We start from the raw sequence: 25,897 nt of genomic DNA on the forward strand, positions 1-25,897 counted from the left end.
CGATGAAACCGGCTTCGCGTCGCCCCTTCCACGCCGCCCGCGGTTGCATGCTGATCGCCGTTGCGCTGCTCGCTGCCGGATGCGCGGTCGGGCCGGATTTCCACGCGCCGGATGCGCCCGCCACGCAGCGCTACACGCGCGGCGAGCCGCCCGCGACGACGGCCTCCACCGCCGGACCGACCGGCGATGCGCAGACGTTCGCATCGACCACGCATACTCCGCAGCACTGGTGGACGCAGTTCGGCTCCGAACCGCTGAACCGGCTCGTCGATACCGCGTGGCACAACAACCCGACGCTTGCCGAGGCCCGTGCGCGACTCGACGAAGCGCGGCAGAACCATGCGGCCGAAGCCGGCGCAACGATGCTGCCGAAAATCGATGCGGGCCTGTCCGCCACGCGCGAGCAGGTCGACACGACCGCGTTCGGCCTGCCCGCCAACGTGCCCAGCCCCGGGCCGTTCACGCTGTACGACGCGTCGGTGAGCGTGTCGTATGTGCTCGACGTGTTCGGCGGCAACCGGCGCGCGCTCGAAGCGTTGCGCGCACAGGTCGACTACCAGGCGTACACGCTCGACGCCGCGCGCCTGACGCTCGCGGGCAACGTCGTCGCGACCGCGATCCTGCACGCGTCGCTCGCGCGGCAGGTCGCGCTCACGCGGCAACTGATCGATGCGCAGGCGCGGCAGTTGCGCATCGTCGAAGCGCGTTTCGCCGCGGGCGGCGTTTCGCAGGCCGACGTGCATGCGCAACGCGCGCTGCTCGCGCAGACGCGGGCGTCGCTGCCGCCGCTCGAGGCCCGCCTCGCACAAGCCGGCCACCGGCTCGCGATCCTGCTCGGCGTGCCGCCGTCCGAAGCCGTGCTGCCCGACCTCACACTCGATACGCTCGTGTTGCCGCGCACGCTGCCCGTCGCGCTGCCGTCGACGCTCGCACGCGAACGCCCCGACATCCGCGCCGCCGAAGCCGTGCTGCACCAGGCCAGCGCGAACGTCGGCGTGGCCACCGCGAACCTGTATCCGCGCTTTTCGATTTCGGCGGGAATCGGCTCGGAGCGCACGCGCATCGCGGATCTCGTGAGCGGGCTCAATGTGTGGAATGTCGGCCTCGGGCTGACGCAACCGCTCTTTCACGGCGGTGAACTGCGCGCGAAGAAACGTGCGGCCGAAGCGGCATACGACGCAGCGTTCGCGAGCTACCGGGAAACCGTGCTCGAGGCGCTGCAGCAGGTGGCCGATGCAATGCGTGCCGTCGAGCACGATGCGGCAGCATTGCAGGCGAGAGACACCGCCGCCGAGGAAGCGGCGGCCAGCAACCGGATTGCCGGCGACCGTTACGCGGCGGGCGGGATCAGCACGTTCGACCTGCTCGACGCGCAGCGGCAGACGTTGCAGACGGCGCTCGATCGTACGCGCGCGCAGGCCGACCGGCTAGCAGATACGGCGGCGCTGTTTCAGGCGCTGGCGGGAAGCTGGACGGATGGCGCGACGGAGTGATCGGCTGGACGACATTGGCACGGGCCGGATGCTGCCGTCTGCAGGCCGGCGCCGCGTGAGCGATGCGCTTGTCAGGCGCGGCTTTCGTCGCCCTCCGCATCCGGTCGGTGCCGGCCGGTAACGGAACCGGACTACGCGCAATACGTACCGCGCATAAAAAAACCGGCCCGAAGGCCGGTTCATCAACCGCATGCCACAAGCGGCGCTCACGCGCCGCGCGACATCAGAAGCGGTGGATCATGCCGACGCCGACGCCGATCTGGTTCTGCTTCGAACCTGCGCCCACGCCGTCGCCGATCGACGTCGTTGCGGCGATGATGCCGCTCTTGCCGAGCGTGTTGCCGCTGGCGTGCTGGTAAGCCTCAACTGCGTACAGGCCCGTACGCTTCGACAGGCTGTAGTACTGCGACAGCGTGACCTGGTGGTACTTGGCCGAGCTGGTGATGCCGTTCGATTGCGTGGCTGCCGTGTACGAGTAGCCCGCTGCGAAGTCCCACTGAGCGGCTGCCTTCCAGTGCAGCACGGCGCCTGCCGTGTTGAAGATGGCCGTGTTGCGGAACGCCGAACCCGTGCCCGGCGTGTACTGGACGTTCGAGTACGATGCCGAAATGTCCCATGCCGGCGTGAACTGGTAGCCCGCCGTCACAGCGATACGCTGTTGCGATTGCGCCGTGGCATAGCCGTTGTTGATCGACGAAACGGCCGGCTGGTTGCCGTCGCCCGTTGCCGTCAGGCCGTTCTGGACCGTCGAGTTCGCGCCCCACACGCCGCCGCCGAGCGTGGCGTTGTTGACCTTCTGATAGCCGACGGCGATGCCTGCCGGACCGTTCAGGTACTGGATCGCCGCGCTCCACGTCGAGCCACGGTTCGTCGCGCCTGCGACGCCGCCGAACGAGTACGAACCGCCGACCGTGAAGCCGTAGAACTTCGGCGACATGTAGACGAGCGAGTTGTTCGCACGGTAGCTCGTATCCAGCGAGTCGATATCGCCCGGGTGCGCGCCGTAGTAGCCGGTCAGCCAGGTCGTCGGGCTGTACGGCGACAGCAGCGTGTAGTACGCGGTGTACTGGCGGCCAGCCGTCAGCGTACCGTACGTGCTGTTGGTCAGGCCAACCCACGCCTGACGCGTGAAGATGCCGTTGGTCCACTGCGACGAGCCATTAGCCGTGTTGACGCCGGCTTCCAACTGGAAAATCGCCTTCGTGCCGCCGCCGAGATCTTCGCTGCCCTTCAGGCCGAAGCGGCTGCCTGCCCACACGCCGGTGGACATTTGCACCTTCGAGTGACCACCCGTGGTAGCACCGACTGCCGACGAGTTGTTCTGCCAAGCCAGACCGTTGTCGACGATACCGTACAGGGTCACGCTGCTTTGAGCGTGGGCGGCGGTAGCGGCTGCAAGGCCAACTGCCGTCATGGCGAAAGCGACGCGCTTTTTCATTGATTCTCCGTCCTCAAAGAATGATTTCTTTTCTGGTGTGGTTTTGTGACTGACACATGTGCGAGTACATGCCGACGCGATTCTGACGGATTACCGAATATTTCCCAACACGCGCAGTCGGTCGTCGTATGATCGACGCAACGCACGGGTTCACCAAGCGGTTACATAACACCTGAAAACGCTTACGCGGTGGGCCTTTCCGGCATTTCCCGGTGAAAACCCTAGCTTTACATTTTTACGGGTGCAACGCGTCCGTCGGATGTCGTCAGATGCCTTCGGCGAAATATCGTCTTACAAAAACGCAACCGTAGCTGATGCCACGACTCACGCCGCCGCGAAGGATCGCTGACGTTCATGACACCCACGTTTCGCGACACGAAATAATGAAAACGTTTTTAGTCGACGCGTGAAGGGGCGGACGATGATGGCCCGGCGAACGCGGGCCGAGGGGCGATGCCGGCACCTGTCGCGCCGGCATCGTTCGGTGCGAGTCAGCGCGTGGCCGGCTGCACGAGATGCGCGTTCACGGCATCGGCGAGCGCGGTCAGGCGCGCGCGAATCGCGGCGTTCGAACCGACCAGCGCGAGCGACGACGCCATGATCCGGTAGACGCGCTTTCTCGGCACCTTGGCCGGCTTCGCCGGATCGAGCCACGCCGCATGGCCGGCCAGCAGCTCGAGCGTTTCGAGGCCGATCATGATCGGCCACAGGCACGCGAGCCGCAGCCGCACGAAGCGGCGCGGGATCGCAAGCGTATACAGGCCCGCGTCGCGATACTGGTCGAGCGTCACGCGCAGCAGGTCGACGAGCACGCCGCGCGCGCGCGCCGACGCATCGGGCGCCATCAGGTCGGCAACACCGAGCCCATGCGCGCCCAGCACGTCGTCCGGCAGATAGCAGCGGCCGATGCGCAGGTCCTTCCCGCAGTCGCGCAGGATGTTGGTCATCTGCAGCGCCTTGCCGAAACGGATGCCCTTCTCGCACATGTCCGGCAGGTTCCAGCCGCGCGCGGCCGGCGTGTGCATGCCCGTCATGTCGGTCCAGAACTCGCCCACGCAGCCGGCCACGAGATACGTGTAGCGGTCGAGCTCGCCGCGCGTCGGCAACGACACGACGCGCCCCGACTGCTCGTCGGGAAATGTGCGCAGGTCGAACACCATCCCCGCCGTCAGCGTCGCGACGACCTTGCGGATCGACGCGCGGTCGGCTTCCGGCTGCGTGCGCAGCAGCGCGAGCATCGGCTCCATCGAGCCGAGCAGCACGTGCTCGTGCGAATCGGCCTGCATCCGCGTCACGTCCTCGAGCACCCGCGACAGCGCAACGCCGTCGCCGAGCCGCTCGACCTCGTCGCGCAGGTCGGTCAGCAACGCCGCCCGGCGATCCGGTGCGACGAGCGCCGTGTCGGCGATCGTGTCGGCCGCGCGCGCGAGCAGGTACGCGAGGCCGACCGGGTCGCGCATGCCGTCGGGCAGCACGCGCAGCGTCAGGTAGAAGGAGCGGGAAACGTTCTTCAGCAGGTCGCCGAGCAGGAAAGCGGAATCGGTTCGAGTCGTCATGGGTCGGGAAAAATCGGCCGGCGCGGGCCCCGGACGCACACGGGCGCCGGGCGCCCGCGCCGGCCCGCGAGTCGCCGCATCGTCGCGCCAGACGGGCGTCTGGCCCCGGCGCGACGATGCAAAATTCCCGCAAGTTTAGTGCATCCGGCGGCCGGCCTGCCCGAGACGGCTGGAAGGCGCGCTCCGTCAGGCCGCATTCAACCGCCCTGCCGCAGCCATTGCGCCCTAAAAATAGAGAACGGAAAGGCGAGAGTAATACATATGTAATTATTCGATGCGACGATCGCGTCCCATTCGACTCCGTGCGACACGCCACGACAGCCGCGCCGCCGGATCGATCGCCCCTTTCCGACTCTCGTTTCGAAGGTTCATCGACATGCTCTTCAAGCGCCCGACCTCCCTGCGCTACGTTCCGTTCGCCTGTGCCGCCGCGTTCCTGCTCGCCGCGTGCGGCGGCGACGACGTCGCGTCCGATCCCACCCAGCCCATTTCCGCGAAGGTCCAGGTGGTCGGCCATCGCGGCGCGAGCGCGCTGCGCCCCGAGCACACGCTCGCGTCGTATCGCAAGGCGGTCGAGGACGGCGCGGACGTGATCGAGCCCGACCTCGTGTCGACCCGCGACGGCGTGCTCGTCGCGCGTCACGAGAACGAGATCTCGGGCACGACGAACGTGTCGACGCTGCCGCAGTTCGCGAGCCGCAAGGCGACCAAGACGATCGACGGCGCGGAGCTGACAGGCTGGTTCACCGAGGATTTCACGCTCGCCGAGCTGAAGACGCTGCGCGCCCGCGAGCGCATTCCGCAGGTGCGCCCCGCGAACACCGCGTACAACGACCAGTTCGAGATTCCGACGTTCGACGAGATCGTCGCGCTCGCGAAGCAGATGTCCACGCAGACCGGCCGCACGATCCACCTGTATCCGGAAACCAAGCATCCGACCTACTTCCAGTCGATCGGCCTGCCGCTCGAAGACCGTCTCGTCGATGCGCTGCTGAAGGACGCTTACACGGCGCGCACGGCGACCGTCTACATCCAGTCGTTCGAGGTCGCGAACCTGAAGACGATCCGCAACCGGATCAAGTCGAGCCAGCCGAACTGGAAGCTCGTGCAGCTGATGGACGAAGCCGACCAGCGCCCGTACGACTTCGTGAAGGCGAACGACAAGCGCACCTACGGCGACCTGTCGACGCGCGACGGCATGCGCGAGATCGCGACCTATGCGAACGGCGTCGGCCCGTACAAGACGTCGATCATCGCGGTCGCCGCGGACGGCACGCTGCAGCAGCCGACGCCGTACGTGCGCTATGCGCACGAAGCCGGCCTCGTCGTGCATCCGTACACGTTCCGCCCGGAAAACAACTTCCTGCCCGCGTCGCTGAAGGATGGCGGCACGCCGGCCACGCGCAACACGGCCGGCTCGGTGCGCGAGATCCACGCGTACCTGCGCGCGGGCATCGACGGCTTCTTCACCGACGATCCGGCCGTCGGCCGCACGGCCGTCGATACGTTCAAGCGCTGACAGGCGCGCTGACCGGGCGCGACGCACGACGCGACGCGCCCGGTTGCACCGTATCGGTCAGATCACGTTGAAGTGATGCGTGCCGTCCCGCTTCAACTGATCGACCAGTCCGTACTCCCAGTCGAGATACGCCTGCATCGCGGCCGCCGCGTTGTCGGTGCCTTCGTACGGGCGGCGGTAGCGGTCGACGCGCGGTGAGGCCAGATGCGTCTCGCCGCTTTCGAGCGGCAGTCCCGCGTCGATCCATGCGGCCGTGCCGCCGGTGAGCACCGAGATGTCCGCCGAAGCCGGCAGCAGCGCACGGGCGTCGTCCGCCGCGAACCGCGCCAGCAGGCTCGACCCGCACGTGAACACGTAACGCTTCGCGGGCGGAATCGCCGCGAGCACATCACGCAGTTGCGCACGCACGGCGAACCACGCACCCGGGATATGCCGCTTCACGTAGTTCGCGCTGGCCGTCACGTCGACGATCGCCAGCTCGTCCGGCGCGGCCTCCTTCAGCCAGCCTGCGAGCGTCGCGGGCGAGATGTCCGTCACGCTCGGGGTCGCCGGCACGTCGCGCGGCGGCTGGCCCCGCTCGCTGAACTTCGCCGCACCGTCCTCCGGTTCGACCACCCGCACGTCCCAGCCCATCTGCGCGAGCCACGACGCGGTCATGTCGGCGCGCACGCCGTCATCGTCGGCGAGCACGATCCGCGCGCCGCGCACGGCCGCGTGATGATCGGTCTCCTGCACCAGCTGGCCGCCCGGCGTGCTCAGGAAGCCCGGCAGGTGGCCGGCTTCGTACTCCTCCGGCGTGCGCACGTCGAAGCGGTACAACGTGCGGCCCGGCTCGTCGAGCGCCGCGACGTCCGCGAGCGCGATGCGCGGCACGCCCGCGCGCTCGGCCACCGCGCGCGCCGTCCGGCGTGCGTCGGCGCGCTGCGTCGCGTCGATGTCGTCCGGAAAGCGCCGCGCGGCGCCGCGTTCGAGCGTCTGGCCCGCGAGCGTCCAGCCGATCGTGCCGTTGCGCAGCGCGGCAACCGGATTCGGCAGCCCCGCGTTGACGAGCGACTGCGTGCCGATGATGCTGCGCGTGCGGCCCGCGCAGTTGACGATCACCTGCGTCGCCGGGTTCGGCGCGAGCGCGCGGACGCGCAGCACGAGCTCCGCGCCCGGCACGCTCGTCGACGTCGGGATGTTCATCGTCTGGTATTCGTCGAAACGGCGCGCGTCGACGATCACGACATCGGCCTTCGCATCGATCAGCGCCTGCACTTCCTGCGCGGACAGCGACGGCGTATGCCGCTCGGCCTCGACCCATTCGCCGAACGACTTGCTCGGCACGTTCACGTCGATGAACAGTTCGCCGCCCGCGGCGAGCCAGCCCGCCAGGCCGCCGTCGAGCAGCCTCACATCGGTGTAGCCGAGCTGCGCGAGCGTGGCGGCCGCGCGCGGCGCGAGATCCTCGCCGCCCGCTTCGCCGAACACGACGATCGGCGTGTCGCGGCGCGGAATCCGCGTCCACGCGTCGAGTTCGAGTTTCGACAGCGGAAAGTTGGCTGCCCACAGCGGGTGGCCTTGCGCGTACGGATCTTCCTCGCGTACGTCGATCAGCGCGATCTCGTCGCGGGCAAGCAGGCGGGCGCGCACGTCCTGGTACGAAGCGACGGGAAAGCGGGAAGTGGAGTCGGCGGATTGCGTCACGGTGTCTCTGTGTTGATTGAATGCGTTGAAGTCGGTGAAGAAAGCGGAACGGATGAATCGTGAGCCTGCAGGCGCGTGCCGGGAACCGGCCACGCCTGCGGGCGTTGCATCAGGCATCAGGCATTCGAATAACCCGACACGAACGGCTTCACGGTACCGTCGTCGAGGAACACCGCGCGCTCCACCTTGCCGATGTTCGCGCCGTACACGTGGATGCTGATCGATACCTGATCGTCGAACGCGTTGGTCACGCGATGAACGTCGCCGATGCGCGGCGACACGGCCTCGATTTCGCCGGGCTGCAGCCGCACGGCGTCGCCCGCCGGCACCGGCTTGCCCGCTGCGTCGAACCGGTACGGCTGCGAGAGCTCGCCGCCGCGCAGCATCCCGATCAGCCCCCACACCGTGTGGTTGTGGATCGGCGTCGTCTGGCCCGGCCCCCACACGAAGCTGACGACCGAGAACCGCTCGTCCGGGTCGAGATGCAGCAGGTACTGCCGATAGCGCGCGGGGTCGGGCTGCGCGAACGCGTCGGGCAACCAGTCGTCGTGCTCGACGAGCGCGGCGAGCAGCGCGCCGCCCTCGTCGAGGATGCGCGCCTCGTTCGCGCCGGACGCGAGCAATGCGTCCAGGCCATCGACGAACGGCCGCAGCGGCGTCTGATGCAACGAAAGCGTACTCATCGGCTGACTCCTCGAATATGATGCCGAATATGATGGATCGTCATGATGCACCCGAAAGACCATGCAGAACAAACATGAAAATTAGCGATATCGACGCTTTTGCAGCAGTCGTCCGCTGCCAGACCCTGAGCCAGGCCGCGGCCGAGCTCGGGATGACGCAGCCCGCGATCACGCGGCGCGTCCAGAATCTCGAGGAAGCGCTCGGCGTGACCCTGCTCGATCGCAACACCAAGCCGCCGCGCCCCACCGACATCGGCCGGCGGGTGTTCGAGCAGTGCCGCGCGATCCTGCGCGAAGTCGATGCGCTGCGCGAGCTGACGGCCGGCGAGCAGCCGCCTGCCGGCGAGTTCCGGATCGGGCTCACGCAGGGCCTCGGCGAGCTGATGCTGCCCGCGCTGATCGCCGAACTCGCCGCGCAGTGGCCCGCGCTCGCGACGCAGGTCACGACCGCGTGGGGCGGCAGGCTCGTCGAGCGCGTCGCCCGCCGCGAACTCGATGCGGCGCTCGTGTTCCTCGCACGCGAAATGGTGCTGCCGGCGCAGGTCGAAGGCGAACGGCTGCTGGCCACGCGGCTCGTCGCGGTCGGCCGCAAGGGTGACTGGCCGCGCCGCAGCTACCGGCTCGCCGATTGCCACGCGCATGGCTGGGTGCTCAATCCGGACGGCTGCGGTTTTCGCGCGGGCTTGCGGCGCGCGCTCGACGCGCAGGGCCTGCCGATGCCGGTCACGCTCGACACCTACGGCCGCGACCTGCAGCTGCAGAGCGTCGCGAACGGCTTCGGCATCGGGCTGATGCCGCTGCCGCTCGTCGAAGGCAGTCCGCTGCGCGATGCGCTCGACATCGTGCCGCTCGCCGATTTCAAACCGCAGATCGATCTGTGGCTGCTGCGCCGGCACGATGCGGCCCGTTTCGACGCGCCGCTCGCCGCCGTTGCCGCGCATGCGCGCACGGCGTTCGCGTTGCCCGAGCAGGCTCACGGCAAGGCCGCTTGACCGGACCATCGGGCGGCGCCGGCATCCCGCCGCCCGATTGGCGGCCGCGCCCGCCCTGCTCCCGTCACGCATCGCCGCGGCCGCGTTCGGTCTCGTCGACCGACGCCCCGCTCGTCTCCGTCTCGCCCTTCGTTGCGCGCTCCGTCTCACTCCGGCTCGCCGCTTCCAGTACCGCACGCCCCGCCGCCACCGCGATCGCATCGTCCTGCGGCGTATGCACGCGGCTGCACAGCACGTCGCGATAGTGGCGTTCGAGCGGATTGACGCGACTCAGCCCGTGATTGCCCGACAGCTTCAACGCCTGCTCGACCACGCGGATCGCGTGCTCGGTCACGGTCCGCTTGACGAGGCCGCTCGTCGTGACCGTCGGTGCATGGCCCGCGTCGGTGCGCGCGATGTGATCGTCGAGCAGCACACGGTTCGCATGCAGCCAGCCCTCGATTTCGCCGACCGCTTCCTGCACGCGCGGCAGCGTCGCAAGCGGCGCACCCAGCCCGCTCGGCGCACGCGTCGTTGCGAACCCGACCAGCCAGTCGCGCGACGCACGCGCCACCGCGTCGTACAGGCTGCCGAGCAGCGCGACCATCCACGCCTGCTGGTCGGCCTGCGCATCGGCATCCGCATGGGTCGCCGCCGACACCGCCCATGCGTCCGGCGCGCGGACGTCGACCGCGTGATCGGCCGGCAGCCGCACGTCGTCGAACACGACCTCATGGCTGCCTGACGCACGCAGGCCGAGGTGATTCCAGCTTTCGATCACGCGGATGCGATCGCCGTCCGCATCGCGGTCGCGCGGCACGAGAAACACGCCGACCCGCGGCGCCGGCTCATCGGTGCGCGCCCACACGGCCAGCCAGCGCAGCGCCGGAATCCCGGTGCTGTACAGCTTGTGGCCGGACAATCGCCAGCCGTCACCGTCGCGCCGTGCAAGGGTTTCCGGCAGCCCGCCCCGTGACGGCGAACCGAGCGCGGGCTCGACGCGCAGCGCGTTGATCAGCGCGCCTTGGGTGACCGCGCTGTCGAACACCGCCCGCCGGACCTGCGCCGGCCAGCGGTTGTCGGCACGGCCGAGCGCGCGATGCTGCAGGTACGTCATCGTCAGCACCAGCGCGGTCGCCGGATCGGCCCGCGCGACGGCGGCCACGATCCGGCTCGCCTGCGCAAGCGTCGCACCGGCGCCGCCATGCTCGCGCGGCACGACCTGCGCGATCAGCCCCGCACGATGCAGCCGCGCGAAGTTCTCGTGAGGAAAGCGGCCGTCAGCGTCGTTGCGGGCCGCATCGGCGGCCAGTTCCGGCGCGAGGCGGTCGAGCAGCGCGGCAATGCGGGCGCCGTCGGCGTCGGCATCGTCGGTGGGCAGGAGACGCAGCGAACGCGGCTGCGCCGACGGCGAGGAAGCGGCAAGGCTGGCGGACATCGAGACGGATTCCCTGGGCAATACGCAAAGTAACAAGGACAGGCGGCAATAGCGGCAATCGATCGCCACGCGGCGCGGTTTCTCGTGAAGCAGGCGATCCGGAACACGCGGCGCCGGCTTCGCTGGCGCCCGCGCGCCCGATCGTTCCTGAGCCCACAGCGTATGCGCAGCACACCCCCGCCCAAACCATGCAAATCTGATATTCAATTCGGGATTGATTATTTCCGTTTCGCATGATCCCGGCGTTAACCTGCGCTCCATTCCTGCCCGGCCACGCGCCGGGTCGTCCCTGCACCGGAGACCCAGATGAGCGTCGAATTCATCGGCATGATCCAGAGCCAGAAGCAGTCGGAGATCCATCCGGCATCCGGCCCCGTGGTCGATCCCGACTACGTGCGCGACTTCGCGCGCGCCCACGAGACAGCCGGCTTCGACCGGATTCTCGTGCCGCATCACTCGACCGGCCCGTCTGCGACGCTGACGATCGCGTTCGCGGCCGCCGCGACCGAGCGCATCCATTTCATGCTCGCGCATCGCCCGGGCTTCACCGCGCCGACGCTCGCTGCGCGGCAGATCGCGACGCTCGACCAGTTCAGCCGCGGCCGGCTCGCCGTGCACTTCATCTCCGGCGGCTCGGACAGCGAACAGCAGCGCGACGGCGACTTCCTCGACCACGACGCGCGCTATGCGCGCACCGACGAATACCTCGGCATCCTGCGACGGATCTGGACCGAAGCGCAGCCGTTCGATCACGACGGCACGCACTACCGGTTCAAGCAGGGCTTTTCGGAAGTGAAGCCGTTCCAGCAGCCGCATGTGCCGATCTATTTCGGCGGCGCATCGGAAGCGGCGCTCGAAGTGGCCGGCAAGCACGCGGACGTCTACGCGCTGTGGGGCGAATCGCTCGACCAGGTGCGCGACCTGACCACGCGCGTGCGCGCCGAAGCCGCGAAGCATGGCCGCCAGGTGCGCTTCTCAGTGTCGTTCCGCCCGATCCTCGCCGCGACCGAAGACGAAGCCTGGGCGCGCGCGCATCGCATCCTCGACGAAACGCGCCGGCTGCGCGAAGCGGCCGGCCTCGGCGCCGGCGGCCCGCAGCAGAGCGAAGGCGCGCGCCGCCTGCTCGCCGCGGCCGAACGCGGCTCGCGCGTCGACAAGCGGCTGTGGACCGAGATCGCGAAGCTCACCGGCGCACGCTCGAATTCGACGGCGCTCGTCGGCACGCCCGAACAGGTCGCCGACGCGCTGCTCGACTACTACGACCTCGGCGTCACGACGTTCCTGATCCGCGGCTTCGATCCGCTGGAAGACGCGATCGACTACGGCCGCGAACTGATTCCGCGCGTGCGCAGCGCCGTCGCCGCCCGCGACGCGGCACGCCGCGCGGCCTGAGCCCAACGGAGCCTACTGGAGCCATCCGCCATCATGTCCGCCGTCCTTGCCTCGCCCGTGCGCACCGCATCGGGCCTCGAACTCGCCGAAGCGCCGCGCCAGCATTTCTGGTTCGATCCGCCGGCACCGCGCATCGACGTCGCCGCCGAGCGCCGTCACCGTCAGGAACGGCTCGCGGGCGCATTCCGCCTGTTCGCCCGCTTTGGCTTCTCACAGGGGCTCGCCGGCCACATCACCGCACGCGACCCCGAACTGCCCGACCACTTCTGGGTGAATCCGCTCGGCGTGCATTTCTCGCAGATCAAAGTGTCCGACCTGCTGCTCGTCAACGCGCGCGGCGAAACCGCGATCGGCACGCGGCCGCTGAACAAGGCCGCGTTCGCGATCCACGCGGCGATCCACGAAGCGCATCCGCACATCGTCGCCGCCGCGCATACGCACTCGACGTACGGCAAGGCGTGGTCGACGCTCGGCCGCCTGCTCGATCCGCTCACGCAGGACGCCTGCGTGTTCTACGAAGACCACGCACTGTTCGACGACTTCACGGGGATGGTCGTCGACACGAGCGAAGGCGCACGGATCGCGCAGGCCCTCGCGAAGCCGGACGGCACCACGCACAAGGGCGCGATCCTGAAGAATCACGGAATCCTGAGCGCCGGCCCGACCGTCGAGGCCGCCGCATGGTGGTACATCGCGCTCGACAACGCCGCGCACACGCAGTTGCTGGCCGAGGCGGCCGGCACGCCGCAACCGATCGATCACGCGACCGCGCGCCACACGCACGGCCAGATCGGCGGCCCCGAGGGCGCGCTGCACGCATTCGACAGCCTGTTCGCACGCGTCGTCGCCGACGAACCCGACCTGCTCGACTGAGCGCCTTTCCGCACGACCGGAGACCAGACCACATGACCCGAACCACCGCACCCGCGCCCACCGACGCGCACGACGACACACGCCGCAAGCTGCTGCGCGCCGCCGGCGCCGTCGCGCTCGCCGCGCCCGCGATCACGCTGGGCCGCAAGGCCTGGTCCGCGCCGCCGCTGAAGAAGCTCACGTTCGCGTGGAACCAGAACGCGTTCTGCCTGACGCCGATCGTCGTCGCGCAGGAGCGCGGCTTCTTCGAGAAGAACGGCCTGAAGGTCGATCTGATCAACTACAGCGGCTCGACCGACCAGTTGCTCGAATCGATCGCGACCGGCAAGGCCGATGCGGCGGTCGGGATGATCCACCGCTGGCTGAAGCCGCTCGAAGCCGGCTTCGACGTGAAGATCATCGGCAGCTCGCATGGCGGTTGCGTGCGGCTCGTCGGCGCGAAGGCGGCCGGCGTGACGACGCTGCAGGCGCTGAAGGGCAAGACGGTCGGCGTCAGCGACCTGGCCGCGCCCGGCAAGCATTTCTTCTCGATCCTGCTCGCGAAGAACGGGATCGATCCCGAGCGCGACATCACGTGGCGCCAGTATCCGGCCGACCTGCTCGGCGTGGCGGTCGACAAGGGCGAGATCCACGCGATCGCCGACGGCGACCCGAATCTCTATCTGCTCGAAAAGCGCAGCAACGGTGCGTACACCGAACTGGCGACGAACCTGTCCGGCGAATACGCGCGCAAGGTGTGCTGCGTGATCGGCGCACGCGGCGACCTCGTGCGCAACGACCGGCCGTCGGCCGCCGCACTCGCGCGCTCGATCGTGCAGGCCACCGAGTTCACGCACGACAACCCGAACGAAGCCGCGAAGGTGTTCGCGAAGTATTCGCCGAAGATCAACCCCGAGGACCTGCGCAAGCTCTACGCGACGCTCACCTACAATCACCACCCGACCAACGTCGACCTGCAGCAGGAAATCGCGTTCTACGCGGACGACTTCCGCCGCATCAGCGTGCTGAAGAAGAGCACCGACCCGCAGCGCTTCGCGCAGCAGGTCTATGCGAACGTGCTGGGGTGATGTGATGTCGACGATCGAACACGCGCCCGCCGCACGCTCCGCGTCCGCCCCTTCCGGCGGGAGTGCCGCCGCATCCGCGCCCGCGCCCGCGTCGCGCGTCGCGTGCATCGCCTGCGAAGCCACGTTGGCCGCCGAAGCCCGCCGCGCTCGCAGTTGGCCGATCGGCATCGCCGCCGCGCTCGCCTGGGGCGCGCTCGGCGCCCTCACGCAACTGTGGCCGAACCGCGTCGTCGGTTTCAGCGACTGGGCGTACACCGGCGAATTCGCCGTTGGCGCGTGGACGATCGCCGCGCTGTTGCTCGTCGCCGCGACGCTCGGCCATCTCGTTCCCGCGACGCGTACGCGGCTCGCGCGCGTGCGCCCGGCCGGCCCGTGGCTCGTCGCGCTGCCGCTCGTGCTCGCCGCGTGGGAAATCGTCACAGCGAAAACCGGCTGGCTGCCGACCCCGTTCTTCGCGCCGCCGCAGGCGCTGATCGAGGTCTACGTCGACGACTGGCCTCGCTTGCTCGGCAGCGCCGGCAACACGCTGAAGCTGCTCGCGCTCGGCTTTGCGTACGGCGTCGCGGTCGGTTTCGCGGTCGGTGTGTCGATCGGCTGGTCGCGCCGGATCGGCTACTGGGTGCATCCGGTGCTGCGCGTGCTCGGGCCCGTGCCCGCCACCGCGCTGCTGCCGCTCACGTTCTACTTCTTCCCGTCGAGCTATTCGGCGGCCGCGTTCCTGATCGCGCTCGCAACCGGCTTCCCGGTCGCGGTGCTCACGTGGTCGGGCGTCGCGAGCGTCAACAAGCAGTATTACGACGTCGCGCGCACGCTCGGCGCGAACGCGCGCTTCCTCGTGCTGCGCGTCGCGATTCCGGCCGCGCTGCCGCACGTGTTCGTCGGCATCTTCATGGGGCTGAGCGCATCGTTCACGGTGCTGGTCGTCGCCGAGATGATGGGCGTCAAGTCGGGGCTCGGCTGGTACCTGAGCTGGGCGCAGGGCTGGGCATCGTACGTGAACATGTATGCGGCGCTGATCGTGATGGCGCTGCTGTTTTCCGGGCTGATCGCGCTGCTGTTCGCGGTGCGCGATCGCGTGCTCGCCTGGCAGAAAGGAACCGTCAAATGGTGAGCGCCGCCGTACTCGAATCGTCCGTTGCATCGTCCGTCGCCGCTGCGTCCGCCGTCGCGGCACCGCGCGGCGCGCGCATCGACATCCGCCGCGTGAGCCATGCGTTCGACGGTCCCGGCGGTGCGCTGCCGGTACTCGACGACGTCACGCTGTCGGTCGCGGCCAGCGAATTCGTCGCGCTGCTCGGCCCGAGCGGCTGCGGGAAGTCGACGCTGCTGCGCCTCGTCGCGGGCCTCGACGCCGCGCGGCAAGGCACGATCGCGCAGGACGGCGTGCCGATCGAGCAACCCGATCCGTCGCGCATCGTCGTGTTCCAGGACCCGACGCTGTACCCGTGGCGACGCGTGCGTGCGAACGTCGCGCTCGGCCTCGAGGCGCGCGGCGTGGCGCGCACCGCGCAGCATCGCGTCGACGATGCGCTCGCGCGCGTCGGGCTGCAGGAATTCGCGAACGCGTTCCCGCATCAGTTGTCCGGCGGAATGGCGCAGCGTGTCGCGCTCGCCCGCGCGCTCGTGAACGATCCGCGCCTGCTGATTCTCGACGAGCCGCTCGGCAAGCTCGATTCGCTCACGCGGCTCACGATGCAGGCCGAGCTCACCGCACTGTGGCAACGCGACGGCTTCTCCGCGCTGCTCGTCACGCACGATGTCGAGGAAGCGCTGTTCCTCGCGCAGCGCGTGATCGTGTTCGGGCCGCGCCCCGCACGGATCGTCGCCGAATTGCACGTCGACCTGCCCTACCCGCGCCATCGCGGCGACCCGCGCCTCGCCGAACTGCGTCACGACGCGTTGCGGCACCTCGGGCTCGACGCGAGCTGGTAGATGCGCGGTGTCGTTCGACGAACGGCCGCCAGGCGGCCGGAACATAGCCGATGAACGCGCCGACGTTCGCCGACTGGGCGCTCGTGTTTCTGCAGGGGCTGTACCGCGCGCAAATCGCGCTGGCGCGCGTGCTGCATGCGATCGGGCTGACGGGCGACGTCGATGGTCAAGGCGCGTGGCCGTGGGCGCATCGCATCGCGCTCGAAACGCTGCGCATCGACGCGGGACTCACGCGGCAGCTCGCGTTCGCCGTGGCGGCGACGGCGCTGGCCGTCGTGCTTGCGTGCGTCGCGCTCGCTTCGCGCAAGTGGCGTGTCGCATCCGCGCTCGCCGCGCTGGCCGTCGCGTGGTTCGCACCGTGGCCGCCGTCCTCGCTGTGGCTTTCGCCCGCCGTGCCGACGAGTTTCCAGCGCGACCCCGCGCCGTTCTCGGTGTCGAACGTGATGCGCGGCGCGCACCTGTATGCGCAACACTGCGCGGCGTGCCACGGCACGGACGGACGCGGCGAAGGTCCGCTCGCGGCCACGCTCCCGCACTGGCCGCCGACTTTCACCGGCGCGCTGCTCGCCCGACGTCTCGACGGCGAACTGTTCTGGCGCGTGCGCCACGGCACGCGCGACGAACACGGCGCGCCGACGATGCCCGGCTTCGCCGCAGCACTCGGCCCCCAGGACACCTGGGCCGTGCTCGACTACCTGAAAGCGCTCGCCGCGGGCAGCGGCGCGCAGGCGGAAGGCGCGTGGCCCGTGCCCGTCCCGCTGCCGGCGCTCGACGTACGCTGCGGCGCCGCCGCGCCCGAGCCGCTCGAGCGCTGGCGCGAAGGCCAGCGTGTGCGCATCGTCGCGCTCGCGCCGGGCGCGACGCCGCCGCCGGAGGATGCGCGCTGGCAAACGTTGCTCGTCACGGCACGCGGCGCGCCCGTGACGCAGGCAACCGGCGTCGCGCGAGCCGATTGCGTCGCATCGACGCCCGATGCATGGCGCGCATTCGCGACGATCGCGGGCGTCGCGCCCGACGCGCTCGGCGGCACGCAGCTCCTCGCCGATCGGCGCGGCTGGCTGCGGGCACGCGCGTTGCCGGGCAGCGCCGGCTGGTCGGATGCCGACCTGCTGTGCCGCTCGGACACCACCGCACGACCGGCCGCACCGGCAGCGACCGGCGATCCGCTGACCGCGCTGCTGCTGCGCGTCGATACCGAACCCGTGCGCGACGTGCAGGCCGGGCTTGCGCATTGAATGAATCCCTGAACTTCTCTTCCAACCGAGCTTCACGATGAATCCGACCCGACGCCATTTCCTCGCACAAGCGAGCGCCCTCGCCACGATCGCCACGGCCCCGGCTGCCCTGCGCGCGCAATCGGGCACGCGGCCGCTGCTGCGCGCCGGCGACCAGAAAGGCGGCCTGCGCGCGCTGCTCGAAGCGGCCGGCGAACTGAACGGCCTTGCGTACGACATCGCGTGGACCGAATTCCCGGCCGCCGCGCCGCTCGCCGAAGCGCTGAACGCGGCCGCCGTCGACTGCGGGCCGATCGGCGATGCACCGGTGATCTTCGCGCTCGCGTCGGGCGCACGCATCAAGGTGATCGGCGTGAACCGTTCCGACCCGTACGGCACGGCCGTGCTCGTGCGGCCCGATGCGGCGCTGAAGAGCGCGGCCGACCTGAAGGGCAAGCGCATCGGCACCACGCGTGGCTCGATCGGCCATTTCGTCACGCTGAAGGCGCTCGATGCGGCCGGCCTGCCGCCCGACGCCGTGTCGTTCCGCTTCCTGCCGCCGGCCGACACGATGCTTGCGCTCGCAACCGGTTCGATCGACGCGTGGGCAACCTGGGAACCCTATACCGCACTCGCCGAAACGAGCGGCCGCGCGCGCGTGCTCGTCAATGGCCGCGGACTGTGGTCGGGCCTCAGCTACCTAGCGGCAACCGATGCGGCAATCGCGTCCAAGCGCGACGTCCTGCACGATTTCCTGCGGCGTGTCGTGCGTGCTCAGGCATGGTCGTACCAGCATGCCGATGCGTATTCCGCTGCGCTCGCGCGCATCATCGGCATTCCGCCGGCGGCCGCGAAGCTGCAGTTCGAGCGCCGCAACACGCGCTGGCTGCCGATCGACGCGACGGTCATCGCCGAACAACAGCGCACGGCCGACTTCTACCTGAAGGCCGGACTACTGCGCCAGCCGCTCGACGTGCGCACGACGTTCGACTCCGGCTTCCCGCTCGCATGACCGGCCGCGCGACGGCGCGCAGCCGCCCGAACGGTTTCGGCATGATCTGGCACAATCGCAGTCTCGCCATTCGCCTTCAGCCAGCGTCATGCCAGCCATCGCCGAACTCTTCGTCTATCCGATCAAATCCTGTGCCGGCATCGCGCTGTCGCGCGCGCAACTGCTCGAAACGGGCCTCGCGTACGACCGCCACTGGCTGATCACCGATCCGGCCGGGCAGATGATCACGCAGCGCACGCACCCGCGCCTCGCGCTGATCCGCACCGCGCTCGACAGCGATGCGCTCGTGCTGAACGCGCCGGGCATGCGCGAGATCCGCACGCCGCTCGACGGCGACGTATCGCCCGCCACGCCGAAAATGGCCGCGACCGTGTGGCGCGACACCGTCGACGCGATCGACACGGGCGGCGAAACGGCCGCATGGCTCACCGAATTCCTCGGCACGCCCACGAAGCTCGCGCGCTTCGGCCCCGACGCGCGCCGCGGCTGCAACCGGAAATGGACCGGCGAAATCGATACGCACACGCAGTTCGCCGACGGTTATCCGCTGCTCGTGATCGGCCAGTCGTCGCTCGACGACCTGAACGCGCGGCTCGCAGCGAAGGGCGCGCCGGCAATCCCGATGAACCGCTTCCGCCCGAATATCGTCGTGTCGGATCTCGACGCGTTCGAAGAGGATTTCGTCGAGCATCTCGACACGGATGGCGCGACGCCCGTGCGTTTGCGCCTCGTGAAGCCGTGCACGCGTTGCCCGATGCCGACGATCGACCAGGCCACCGGCGCGCCCGATCCGGCGTGGCCGCACGAGCCGACCGACACGATGCAGACCTATCGCGCGAACCCGAACTACGGCGGTGCGCTGACGTTCGGCATCAATGCGATCGTCGTCGAAGGCGCGGGCACGTGGCTCGAAGTCGGCCAGTCGCTGGAAGCGGAGATCGGGTTCGGCGATTGAGCCGGGCGCGCGGAACCGCTCGCCTCCTTCACTCGCGGGAAGCCGCTACTCACGGCTAGCCGCTTCCCGCATCGCTGATTGCCATCACGCGGCGCGCGGCGCGGCATCATCGTTCGCCGCCGGCAGCCGGATCGTCACGACCAATCCACCACCAGCCGCGTCGGCCAGCGTCACGCTGCCCTGATGCACGCGCGCGATCTCGCGCACGATCGACAACCCGAGCCCCGTCCCTTCGACCGTCTGCGTCTTGCTGCCGCGATGGAATCGCTCGAATACCGCGTCCCGTTCGTCCGCCGGAATGCCCGGCCCGTTGTCGATGACGTCGAGCCGCGCGTGCTCGCCGTCGCGCGACACGCGCACCGTGATCACCGCGCGATCGCCTGCATAACGGATCGCGTTGTCGATCAGGTTGCCGATCATCTCGCCGAGCAGGTCGGACTGCCCCTGCACGTCGAGGTCGGCCTCGTGCTCGAAACCGAGATCGATGTCGCGCGCGCGGGCGACCGGCGACCAGTCGAGCGTCACGCTGCGCGCGAGCCGGTGCAGCGCGACCGGCTTGTGCGCGACCGCATGGCCGCTGTCCGAATCGAGCCGCGACAGCGACAGCAGTTGCTGGACGATCTTCGCGGCCTGCCGCACCGCGCCGTTCGCACGCCGCAGGTGCCCGTTCGCGCGCGGCTGCTCGTCGGGCCGCAACGCGAGCTCGACGCCCGCCTGCACGGCCGCGAGCGGCGTCTTCAGCTGATGGGCCGCGTCCGCGAAGAAGCGGCGTCGCGCGACCTGCATCCGCTGCGTGCGGCCGATGTACTGGTTGATCGACTCGACGAGCGGCGCGAGTTCGCTCGGCACCGCGCCGGTATCGAGCGGCGTCGTATCGTCCTCGCTGCGCGCGGCGACCGTCGCCGACAGCCGGTTCAGCGGCCGCAGCCCGCGCCCGACGCCGAGCCACACGATGCCGAGCGCGAGCACGACGAGCAACCCTTCCTGCAGCAGCGAGCCCACCAGGATCTCGCGCGCGAGCGCCTGGCGCGCCTCGATCGTCTCGCCGACCATCACCCACACGATGCGCGACTGCGCGGTCGGTACGTCGTGCACCGGGATGCGCAGCGCGGCCATCCGCAACTGCTCGCCGCGATAGACGGCGTCGTAGTAGCGCGTGACGAACAGCGCGCCGTCGCCCGCGTCGCGCCCTTGCGGCAGCGGCAGGTCCGGGTAGCCGGTGATCGTGTGACCGTTGTCCTCGCGGATCAGGTAGTAGACCTTGCCGCCGTCGCTCGACTCGAGCATTTCGAGCGCGAGATACGGCAGGTCGACCTCGATCTCGCCGTCGTTGAGCCGCACGCCTTCGCGGATCGACTTCAGCGACGACGACAGCGTGCGGTCGAACGCGACGTGCGCGGCGCTCATCGCGCGCTGGTACGTGAGCCACGAGTCGAGCGCCAGCAGGCCGAGCAGCGGCAGCAGCAGCCACAATGCGACCTGGGTGCGCAGGTTCGGGCGGATCACTCGGCCTCCCGCCAGGCCGCCCGATGGGACACCGCGGCGCATGCACCGCGCGCCTCTCCGCGCCCGTGTGGTCGGCCGTGAACCGCATGCGTGTCGTCGGCGGGCCGCGACCGTGTCGATCCGGCGTAGCGCGTCAACGCGTACACCGGTTCCGTGCAGAGCTCGTGAGCGCAGCGGCGGCTCATTCCGCCGTCTCCGCCTTCGCTTCCAGCAGATAACCGAGCCCGCGCAGCGTGACGATCGCGACGCCCGTGTTCTCGAGCTTCTTGCGCAGCCGGTATACGTAGATCTCGATCGCATCGGCATTGACCGACTCGTCGAGCCCGAAGATCTTCTCCGACAGCGTTTCCTTGTTGATCGCGCGGCCGTTGCGCAGGATCAGCACCTCGAGCACCGAGCGCTCGCGCGGCGTGAGCGACAACGGCTCGCCGGCGAAATGGAAACTGCGATCGATACTGTCGTACGAAAGCGGCCCGCATTCGACCCGCGCATGCTCGTGGCCGAGGCTGCGGCGGATCAGCGCGCGGGCGCGCGCCTCCAGTTCGGTCAGTTCGAACGGCTTCGCCAGATAGTCGTCGGCGCCGAGATCGAGCCCTTTCACGCGGTCCTCGACCGAGCCGTGCGCGGTCAGGATCAGCACCGGCACCGGATTGCGCCGCGCACGCAGCCGCCGCAGCACTTCCAGCCCGTCGAGCTTCGGCAGCCCGAGATCGAGGATCACCAGCGCGTAATCCTGCGTGCGCAGCACGTGGTCGGCCGCCTCGCCGTCCGCCATGTGATCGACCGCGAAGCGCGCCGCGCTCAGCGCGTCGTTCAGCGACTGGGCAAGGTTCGGATTGTCTTCGACGAGCAGCACACGCATGGGGATTCCGGTAAGGTCAGCGACAGGCCGCTACATTACATGATCCTTTCCATCGCGACGCCTCGCGGAAACACCGGTTGCGCAGCCGGCGTGGGCGCGCGTCGGCCGGGCCGTCCACCGATCGCTCAACGCTCGGCGGCAGGCCGGTTCCGCGTCGCGAAGCGCGAATCGTCGCCTACCCGCCGCCGCTCGCGCAGGCCGACCGCCACCGCCACGAACGCGACGCTCGCGCCGATCGTGACGACGATCATCGGGCGTGCGGTGCCATCCGACAGCCACGCCAGCACGCCGCCGCACGCGGCCGTGATCGCCATCTGGATAAAGAAGAACAGCCCGGACGCCGTCCCGGCGATCGTCGTATACGGCTGCATCACCGAAAACTGGCAGGCCGGGATCGCGATCCCGACGGCAATCATCACGAAGAACATCGGGATGACGAGCGCCGCCACCGCCGTCGGCGCGATCGCACCGCCGATCCACAACACGGCGGCGCTGGCCAGATTGACGCCCGCCGCCGCCGCGATGACCGAATCGGCCTTCCAGCGGGTACCCGTCCGTGCGAACAGGTTCGAGCCGATCAGGTAGCCGAGCACGGTCAGGCCGAAGATGACCGCATATACCGGGCCCGATACGCCGCGTTGCCGCTGGAACAGCGTCGACGATTCCGCGATGAACGGGTAGTACGTGCAGTACGCGAAACTGATGGCGAGCGAGTAGCGCAGGAAACCGCGTTCGCGCAGCAGGCCAGCGTAAGTACCCAGGAGGCCCTTGCCCGGCGCCGACCGAGCGTCGCGTTCGCGGGTCTCCGGCAGGTAGCGCAGCACCATCGCCGTGGCGACCAGACCGCCCGCCGCCAGCAAACCGAACACGCCGCGCCAGCCGAGCCCCTCGGCCACTGCGCTGCCGGCCAGCGGCGCAATCACCGGCGACAGCGCCATGCCGGCCGAGATCCGGCCCAGCATCGTGGCCTGCGTCGCGGTCGGGAAACGCTCGCGCACGATTACCCGCCCGATCACCGTTCCGCTGCAGCCGCCCAACGCCTGGAAGATGCGCGCGGCGACGATCGCCGTCACGCTGGTCGACCACGCGCACGCGACGCTCGCGATCACGTAGAGGCACAGGCCGCCGAGCAGGACGGGACGGCGGCCGTAACGGTCGGACAGCGGCCCCGACACCAGCATCGACAGCGCGTAGCCGACCATGTAGAGCGTCAGCGTGAGTTGCAACTGGGCGTCGGTGCCGTGCAGTGAATCCGCCATCGCCGGCAGCGACGGCAGGTACGCATCGATCGTGACGCGCGGCAGGCACACGACGAGCATCAACAGGAACAGCCAGCCCCAGTGGGGTAATGAACGCGTTTTCATGCGATGAGCCCGTCTCCGGTCGGATTGATGTGGTCGACAGCAATCTAGGATCAAAGTGATATAAGCTGAAGTGCCATTAAATCCATAATCGACTGGACCACTATGCCGCGAGGCAAAACCGCGATTCCGCTTGACCTGCCGTGCCCGGCCGGGCTGTCCACGGGCAGTCCGCAATCGAAACAGGAGTGCATAGCCGACGCGCTGCGCGACGCGATCCTGAAGCGCCTGCTGCCCGGCGACAGCCCGCTGCCGTCCAGCCGCACGCTCGCGGCGCGCTGGGGCGTCGCCCGGGGGACGGTCGAAGCGGCGTACGACCGGCTGTGCTCCGAGGGCTACATCGCCCGCACGCAAGGGTCCGGGTCGAGGGTATGCGCGGTGGTGCCGGACAGCTATCTGCGCGCGACCGTGCAATCGCGCGACACCAACGGCCTCCTCCCTTCCGGCGCACGCCCCGCGCCGGTACGGCCGACCGACGACGCAGTGCCGGAACAAGGCGTGCGTCCGGGCGTCCCGTTCGTCGCACGGCTTGCCGATCCCGGCCTGCTGCCGATGCAGCAATGGAAGAAGGCGCTCGGAGCCAGCCTGCTGGCCGCGACCGCGAACGACCTCGGGGCCACGCCGGCGCAAGGCGTCGAGAGCCTGCGCAATGAAATCGCCGCGTACCTGCGGGAATACCGCGGCATCCCGTGCGACGCTGGCGACATCTTCATCACGACCGGCATCCGGCATTCGATCGATCTCGTCGCGCGCACGCTGCTCACGCCCGGCTCGACGGTGCTGATGGAGGATCCCGGCTATGTGTCGGCATGGCAGATCTTCACGATCGCGGGCGCGACCGTGCTCGACGTGCCGGTGGATCGCGAAGGCATCGACACGGCGTCGCTGGAGCGGCATCCCGATGCGCGCGCGGCCTACGTGACGCCGGCCCATCAGGCGCCGCTGGGTGTGACGATGTCGGTGTCGCGCCGGCTCGAACTGCTCGACTGGGCGCAGCGCACCCGCGCATGGATCATCGAGGACGACTACGACGGCGAATTCAGCTACCAGACCGCCCCGCTGCCCGCGCTGAAATCGCTCGATGCGTGCGACCGCGTGATCTACTGCGGCTCGTTCAACAAGACGCTGTTCTCGGGGCTGCGCATCGGCTTCATGGTCGTGCCGGCGGAATTGCGGCCGGCGCTGTCGGCCGTGTGGCATGCGACCGCGCGCTCGGTCGGCGTGGCGCCCCAACTGGCGCTGGCCCGCTTCATCGGCCACGGCGATTTCGCGAAGCACCTGCGCGCCGCGCGTCACGCGTACCGCCAGCGGCGCGACATCGTGCTCGACCAGTTGGCGAAACACGCCGGCGGACGGTACACGGTGTCCGGCGAGCACGCGGGCTTTCATTTCGTGCTGTGGCTGCCGCCCGGGATGGACGACGCGACGTATGTCGCGCAGGCCCAGGCGAGCGGTATCGAATTGCAGCCGATTCGCGCATTCAGTCGAAGCGCCCGGTGCGAAGCGGGTGTCGTCGTCGGGTATTCCGCGCTGACGGCCGCGCACGCGCGCCTCGGCGGCCGGCTGCTCGGCAAGCTGCTCGCGCTACCCGCCTGACCGCCCCTTCCACCCTTGCCGCGCCCGCCGGCACCCGCTTCCCGCCATTTCCGGATCGTTGCCGAGCGCTGCAAAGCGCGCGGCCGCCGCTTCGACCTCGGGAAATCCATGATACGAACAACACGATTGTGAACAGAAATGAAAGCGGGCTGAAAGTGCCCCGCAATTAACATCCGCTCCACTCGAACAACACCTAGACGTAACTGGAGGAAGACATGCCGTTTGCACCGAAGCACCTCGCCGCCGCGCTGGCGGTCGTTCTGGGCACTGCCGCCGGCAGCGCCGCCGCGCAGGTTCCGGCCGGGTATCCGGGGAGCTACCAGGGCGTGATCGACGCCGCGAAGAAGGAAGGCAAGCTGATCGTCTACTCGACGACCGACACGGGCCTCGTGCGCCCGCTGATCAAGGACTTCGAAAGCCTGTACGGCGTGAAGGTCGAGTACAACGACATGAACAGCACCGAGCTGTACAACCGCTACATCAGCGAGAACGCGGCGAGCAGCACCAGCGCCGACGTACTGTGGAGCTCGGCGATGGACCTGCAGGTCAAGCTCGTCAACGACGGCCTGATGGCGTCGTACGATTCCCCCGAAAGCGCGAACGTGCCGCAATGGGCGCAGTACCAGAAGCAGGCGTACGGCACGACGTTCGAGCCGCTCGCGATCGTCTACAACAAGCGCCTGATCCCCGAGAACGAAGTGCCGAAGACGCGCGCCGAGCTGATCAAGCTGCTCGCGTCGCAACCGGACAAGTTCAAGGGCAAGCTCACGACGTACGACGTCGAGAAATCCGGCGTTGGCTTCAACGCGCTGACGCAGGACGCGCACCTGAACGAAAAGGTCACGTGGGAACTCGTGAAGGCGATCGGCGCGACCGGCCCGAAACTGCAGTCGAGCACCGGCGCGATGATGGAGCGGATCTCGTCGGGCGAGAACCTGATCGGCTACAACATCATCGGTTCGTATGCGTACGCGAAGGCGAAGAAGGACAAGTCCATCGGCTATGTTTTTCCGAAGGACTACACACAGATCGTGAGCCGCCTCGCGACGATCTCGAAGAAGGCGAAAAACCCGAACGCCGCCAAGCTGTGGGTGGACTACCTGCTGTCGAAGCGCGGCCAGACCCTGATCGCAAACCAGGCGAACCTGTTCGCGATCCGTGCGGACGTGACCGGCGAGACGTCGGCCGCGAGCCTCACGAAGGAACTCGGCGATTCGCTGAAGCCGATCCAGATCGGCACCGGCCTGCTCGTCTATCTCGACCAGTCGAAGCGGCTCGCGTTCCTGAAGCAATGGCAGCAGGCGATCAAGAGCTGATCCGCTGATCGGCTTCGGCCGGCCAAT

The 25,897-nt window shown here is 69.0% G+C and carries 21 protein-coding genes; 13 read left to right on the top strand and 8 right to left on the bottom strand.

Features of this window, described 5'->3' with window-relative positions; all coding sequences use genetic code 11:
* Positions 1 to 2: 2 nt before the first annotated feature.
* Positions 3 to 1,493, top strand: coding sequence for an efflux transporter outer membrane subunit (locus C5O79_RS19045; RefSeq protein WP_122475689.1), 1,491 nt, complete (start codon positions 3 to 5; stop codon positions 1,491 to 1,493).
* 223 nt (positions 1,494 to 1,716) lie between these two features.
* Here C5O79_RS19045 and C5O79_RS19050 read toward each other — a convergent pair whose 3' ends face one another.
* Together C5O79_RS19050 and C5O79_RS19055 are read right to left on the bottom strand one after the other, a co-directional pair.
* A complete protein-coding gene (locus C5O79_RS19050) occupies positions 1,717 to 2,931 on the bottom strand; it encodes a porin (RefSeq protein WP_122475687.1) in 1,215 nt (404 codons plus the stop codon).
* Between the two features lie 491 nt (positions 2,932 to 3,422).
* On the bottom strand, positions 3,423 to 4,487 hold the full coding sequence (locus C5O79_RS19055; RefSeq protein ID WP_131931571.1) for a phytoene/squalene synthase family protein: 1,065 nt from the start codon (positions 4,485 to 4,487) through the stop codon (positions 3,423 to 3,425).
* Between the two features lie 376 nt (positions 4,488 to 4,863).
* Between C5O79_RS19055 and C5O79_RS19060 the strand changes: the two genes are divergently transcribed.
* A complete protein-coding gene (locus C5O79_RS19060; RefSeq protein WP_122475685.1) occupies positions 4,864 to 6,006 on the top strand; it encodes a glycerophosphodiester phosphodiesterase in 1,143 nt (380 codons plus the stop codon).
* A gap of 57 nt (positions 6,007 to 6,063) precedes the next feature.
* Here C5O79_RS19060 and C5O79_RS19065 read toward each other — a convergent pair whose 3' ends face one another.
* Entirely contained in the window at positions 6,064 to 7,692 is a 1,629-nt protein-coding gene (locus tag C5O79_RS19065) for a rhodanese-related sulfurtransferase (protein ID WP_122475683.1), read from the bottom strand.
* 116 nt (positions 7,693 to 7,808) lie between these two features.
* Positions 7,809 to 8,375: a cysteine dioxygenase gene (locus C5O79_RS19070; protein ID WP_046547681.1), complete on the bottom strand. Its 567-nt coding sequence runs from the start codon at positions 8,373 to 8,375 to the stop codon at positions 7,809 to 7,811.
* A 17-nt stretch (positions 8,376 to 8,392) separates the two neighbouring features.
* Between C5O79_RS19070 and C5O79_RS19075 the strand changes: the two genes are divergently transcribed.
* Positions 8,393 to 9,367 carry a LysR family transcriptional regulator gene (locus C5O79_RS19075; protein WP_174242143.1) on the top strand — a complete coding sequence of 325 codons (975 nt, stop codon included), beginning with the start codon at positions 8,393 to 8,395 and terminating at the stop codon, positions 9,365 to 9,367.
* A gap of 64 nt (positions 9,368 to 9,431) precedes the next feature.
* On the opposite strand, the gene C5O79_RS19080 is transcribed toward C5O79_RS19075, so the two are convergent.
* Positions 9,432 to 10,784: an acyl-CoA dehydrogenase family protein gene (locus tag C5O79_RS19080; protein WP_122475681.1), complete on the bottom strand. Its 1,353-nt coding sequence runs from the start codon at positions 10,782 to 10,784 to the stop codon at positions 9,432 to 9,434.
* Between the two features lie 306 nt (positions 10,785 to 11,090).
* On the opposite strand from C5O79_RS19080, the gene C5O79_RS19085 reads away from it, so the two are divergent.
* The 8 genes from C5O79_RS19085 to C5O79_RS19120 all read left to right on the top strand — a co-directional run bounded on the left by C5O79_RS19085 (position 11,091) and on the right by C5O79_RS19120 (position 19,229).
* A complete protein-coding gene (locus tag C5O79_RS19085; protein ID WP_039356814.1) occupies positions 11,091 to 12,176 on the top strand; it encodes an LLM class flavin-dependent oxidoreductase in 1,086 nt (361 codons plus the stop codon).
* 33 nt (positions 12,177 to 12,209) lie between these two features.
* Positions 12,210 to 13,049, top strand: coding sequence for a class II aldolase/adducin family protein (locus C5O79_RS19090; protein ID WP_047850082.1), 840 nt, complete (start codon positions 12,210 to 12,212; stop codon positions 13,047 to 13,049).
* A 32-nt stretch (positions 13,050 to 13,081) separates the two neighbouring features.
* Positions 13,082 to 14,116, top strand: a complete 1,035-nt coding sequence (locus C5O79_RS19095) for an ABC transporter substrate-binding protein (RefSeq protein WP_046547676.1) — start codon at positions 13,082 to 13,084, stop codon at positions 14,114 to 14,116.
* Positions 14,117 to 14,120: 4 nt separating this feature from the next.
* A complete protein-coding gene (locus C5O79_RS19100; protein WP_122477416.1) occupies positions 14,121 to 15,227 on the top strand; it encodes an ABC transporter permease subunit in 1,107 nt (368 codons plus the stop codon).
* A complete protein-coding gene (locus C5O79_RS19105) occupies positions 15,221 to 16,048 on the top strand; it encodes an ABC transporter ATP-binding protein (RefSeq protein WP_122475679.1) in 828 nt (275 codons plus the stop codon). The genes C5O79_RS19100 and C5O79_RS19105 overlap by 7 nt, the downstream gene beginning before the upstream one ends.
* A gap of 50 nt (positions 16,049 to 16,098) precedes the next feature.
* Complete coding sequence (locus tag C5O79_RS19110) at positions 16,099 to 17,283, top strand: cytochrome c (RefSeq protein WP_122475677.1); 1,185 nt, start codon at positions 16,099 to 16,101, stop codon at positions 17,281 to 17,283.
* A gap of 37 nt (positions 17,284 to 17,320) precedes the next feature.
* Entirely contained in the window at positions 17,321 to 18,274 is a 954-nt protein-coding gene (locus C5O79_RS19115; protein ID WP_122475675.1) for an ABC transporter substrate-binding protein, read from the top strand.
* Between the two features lie 88 nt (positions 18,275 to 18,362).
* On the top strand, positions 18,363 to 19,229 hold the full coding sequence (locus C5O79_RS19120; RefSeq protein WP_122475673.1) for an MOSC N-terminal beta barrel domain-containing protein: 867 nt from the start codon (positions 18,363 to 18,365) through the stop codon (positions 19,227 to 19,229).
* 84 nt (positions 19,230 to 19,313) lie between these two features.
* Here C5O79_RS19120 and C5O79_RS19125 read toward each other — a convergent pair whose 3' ends face one another.
* The 3 genes from C5O79_RS19125 to C5O79_RS19135 form a co-directional block, all read right to left on the bottom strand.
* A complete protein-coding gene (locus C5O79_RS19125; protein ID WP_122475671.1) occupies positions 19,314 to 20,735 on the bottom strand; it encodes a sensor histidine kinase in 1,422 nt (473 codons plus the stop codon).
* 181 nt (positions 20,736 to 20,916) lie between these two features.
* The gene (locus tag C5O79_RS19130; protein WP_046547670.1) at positions 20,917 to 21,597 is read right to left on the bottom strand and encodes a response regulator; all 681 of its coding nucleotides are present in this window, start codon (positions 21,595 to 21,597) and stop codon (positions 20,917 to 20,919) included.
* 125 nt (positions 21,598 to 21,722) lie between these two features.
* Positions 21,723 to 22,961 (bottom strand): multidrug effflux MFS transporter, encoded by a 1,239-nt coding sequence (locus C5O79_RS19135; RefSeq protein WP_122475669.1) that lies wholly within the window; start codon positions 22,959 to 22,961, stop codon positions 21,723 to 21,725.
* Positions 22,962 to 23,063: 102 nt separating this feature from the next.
* Here C5O79_RS19135 and C5O79_RS19140 point away from each other — a divergent pair, with 102 nt between their 5' ends.
* Entirely contained in the window at positions 23,064 to 24,554 is a 1,491-nt protein-coding gene (locus C5O79_RS19140; protein WP_122475667.1) for a PLP-dependent aminotransferase family protein, read from the top strand.
* Positions 24,555 to 24,769: 215 nt separating this feature from the next.
* Positions 24,770 to 25,870 carry an ABC transporter substrate-binding protein gene (locus C5O79_RS19145; RefSeq protein ID WP_046547667.1) on the top strand — a complete coding sequence of 367 codons (1,101 nt, stop codon included), beginning with the start codon at positions 24,770 to 24,772 and terminating at the stop codon, positions 25,868 to 25,870.
* Positions 25,871 to 25,897: the final 27 nt, after the last annotated feature.

It is taken from the genome of Burkholderia sp. SRS-25, from assembly GCF_004343765.1.
GTDB lineage: Bacteria > Pseudomonadota > Gammaproteobacteria > Burkholderiales > Burkholderiaceae > Burkholderia > Burkholderia contaminans.

Bases quoted from the DNA above. Each gene is read 5' to 3' on its own strand.
- C5O79_RS19145 (WP_046547667.1), top strand. From the start codon at position 24,770: ATGCCGTTTGCACCGAAGCACCTCGCCGCCGCGCTGGCGGTCGTTCTG.
- C5O79_RS19135 (WP_122475669.1), bottom strand. From the start codon at position 22,961: ATGAAAACGCGTTCATTACCCCACTGGGGCTGGCTGTTCCTGTTGATG.
- C5O79_RS19055 (WP_131931571.1), bottom strand. From the start codon at position 4,487: ATGACGACTCGAACCGATTCCGCTTTCCTGCTCGGCGACCTGCTGAAG.
- C5O79_RS19090 (WP_047850082.1), top strand. From the start codon at position 12,210: ATGTCCGCCGTCCTTGCCTCGCCCGTGCGCACCGCATCGGGCCTCGAA.
- C5O79_RS19070 (WP_046547681.1), bottom strand. From the start codon at position 8,375: ATGAGTACGCTTTCGTTGCATCAGACGCCGCTGCGGCCGTTCGTCGAT.
- C5O79_RS19105 (WP_122475679.1), top strand. From the start codon at position 15,221: ATGGTGAGCGCCGCCGTACTCGAATCGTCCGTTGCATCGTCCGTCGCC.
- C5O79_RS19060 (WP_122475685.1), top strand. From the start codon at position 4,864: ATGCTCTTCAAGCGCCCGACCTCCCTGCGCTACGTTCCGTTCGCCTGT.
- C5O79_RS19110 (WP_122475677.1), top strand. From the start codon at position 16,099: ATGAACGCGCCGACGTTCGCCGACTGGGCGCTCGTGTTTCTGCAGGGG.
- C5O79_RS19045 (WP_122475689.1), top strand. From the start codon at position 3: ATGAAACCGGCTTCGCGTCGCCCCTTCCACGCCGCCCGCGGTTGCATG.
- C5O79_RS19095 (WP_046547676.1), top strand. From the start codon at position 13,082: ATGACCCGAACCACCGCACCCGCGCCCACCGACGCGCACGACGACACA.
- C5O79_RS19050 (WP_122475687.1), bottom strand. From the start codon at position 2,931: ATGAAAAAGCGCGTCGCTTTCGCCATGACGGCAGTTGGCCTTGCAGCC.
- C5O79_RS19100 (WP_122477416.1), top strand. From the start codon at position 14,121: ATGTCGACGATCGAACACGCGCCCGCCGCACGCTCCGCGTCCGCCCCT.
- C5O79_RS19140 (WP_122475667.1), top strand. From the start codon at position 23,064: ATGCCGCGAGGCAAAACCGCGATTCCGCTTGACCTGCCGTGCCCGGCC.
- C5O79_RS19130 (WP_046547670.1), bottom strand. From the start codon at position 21,597: ATGCGTGTGCTGCTCGTCGAAGACAATCCGAACCTTGCCCAGTCGCTG.
- C5O79_RS19080 (WP_122475681.1), bottom strand. From the start codon at position 10,784: ATGTCCGCCAGCCTTGCCGCTTCCTCGCCGTCGGCGCAGCCGCGTTCG.
- C5O79_RS19115 (WP_122475675.1), top strand. From the start codon at position 17,321: ATGAATCCGACCCGACGCCATTTCCTCGCACAAGCGAGCGCCCTCGCC.
- C5O79_RS19120 (WP_122475673.1), top strand. From the start codon at position 18,363: ATGCCAGCCATCGCCGAACTCTTCGTCTATCCGATCAAATCCTGTGCC.
- C5O79_RS19075 (WP_174242143.1), top strand. From the start codon at position 8,393: ATGATGCCGAATATGATGGATCGTCATGATGCACCCGAAAGACCATGC.
- C5O79_RS19085 (WP_039356814.1), top strand. From the start codon at position 11,091: ATGAGCGTCGAATTCATCGGCATGATCCAGAGCCAGAAGCAGTCGGAG.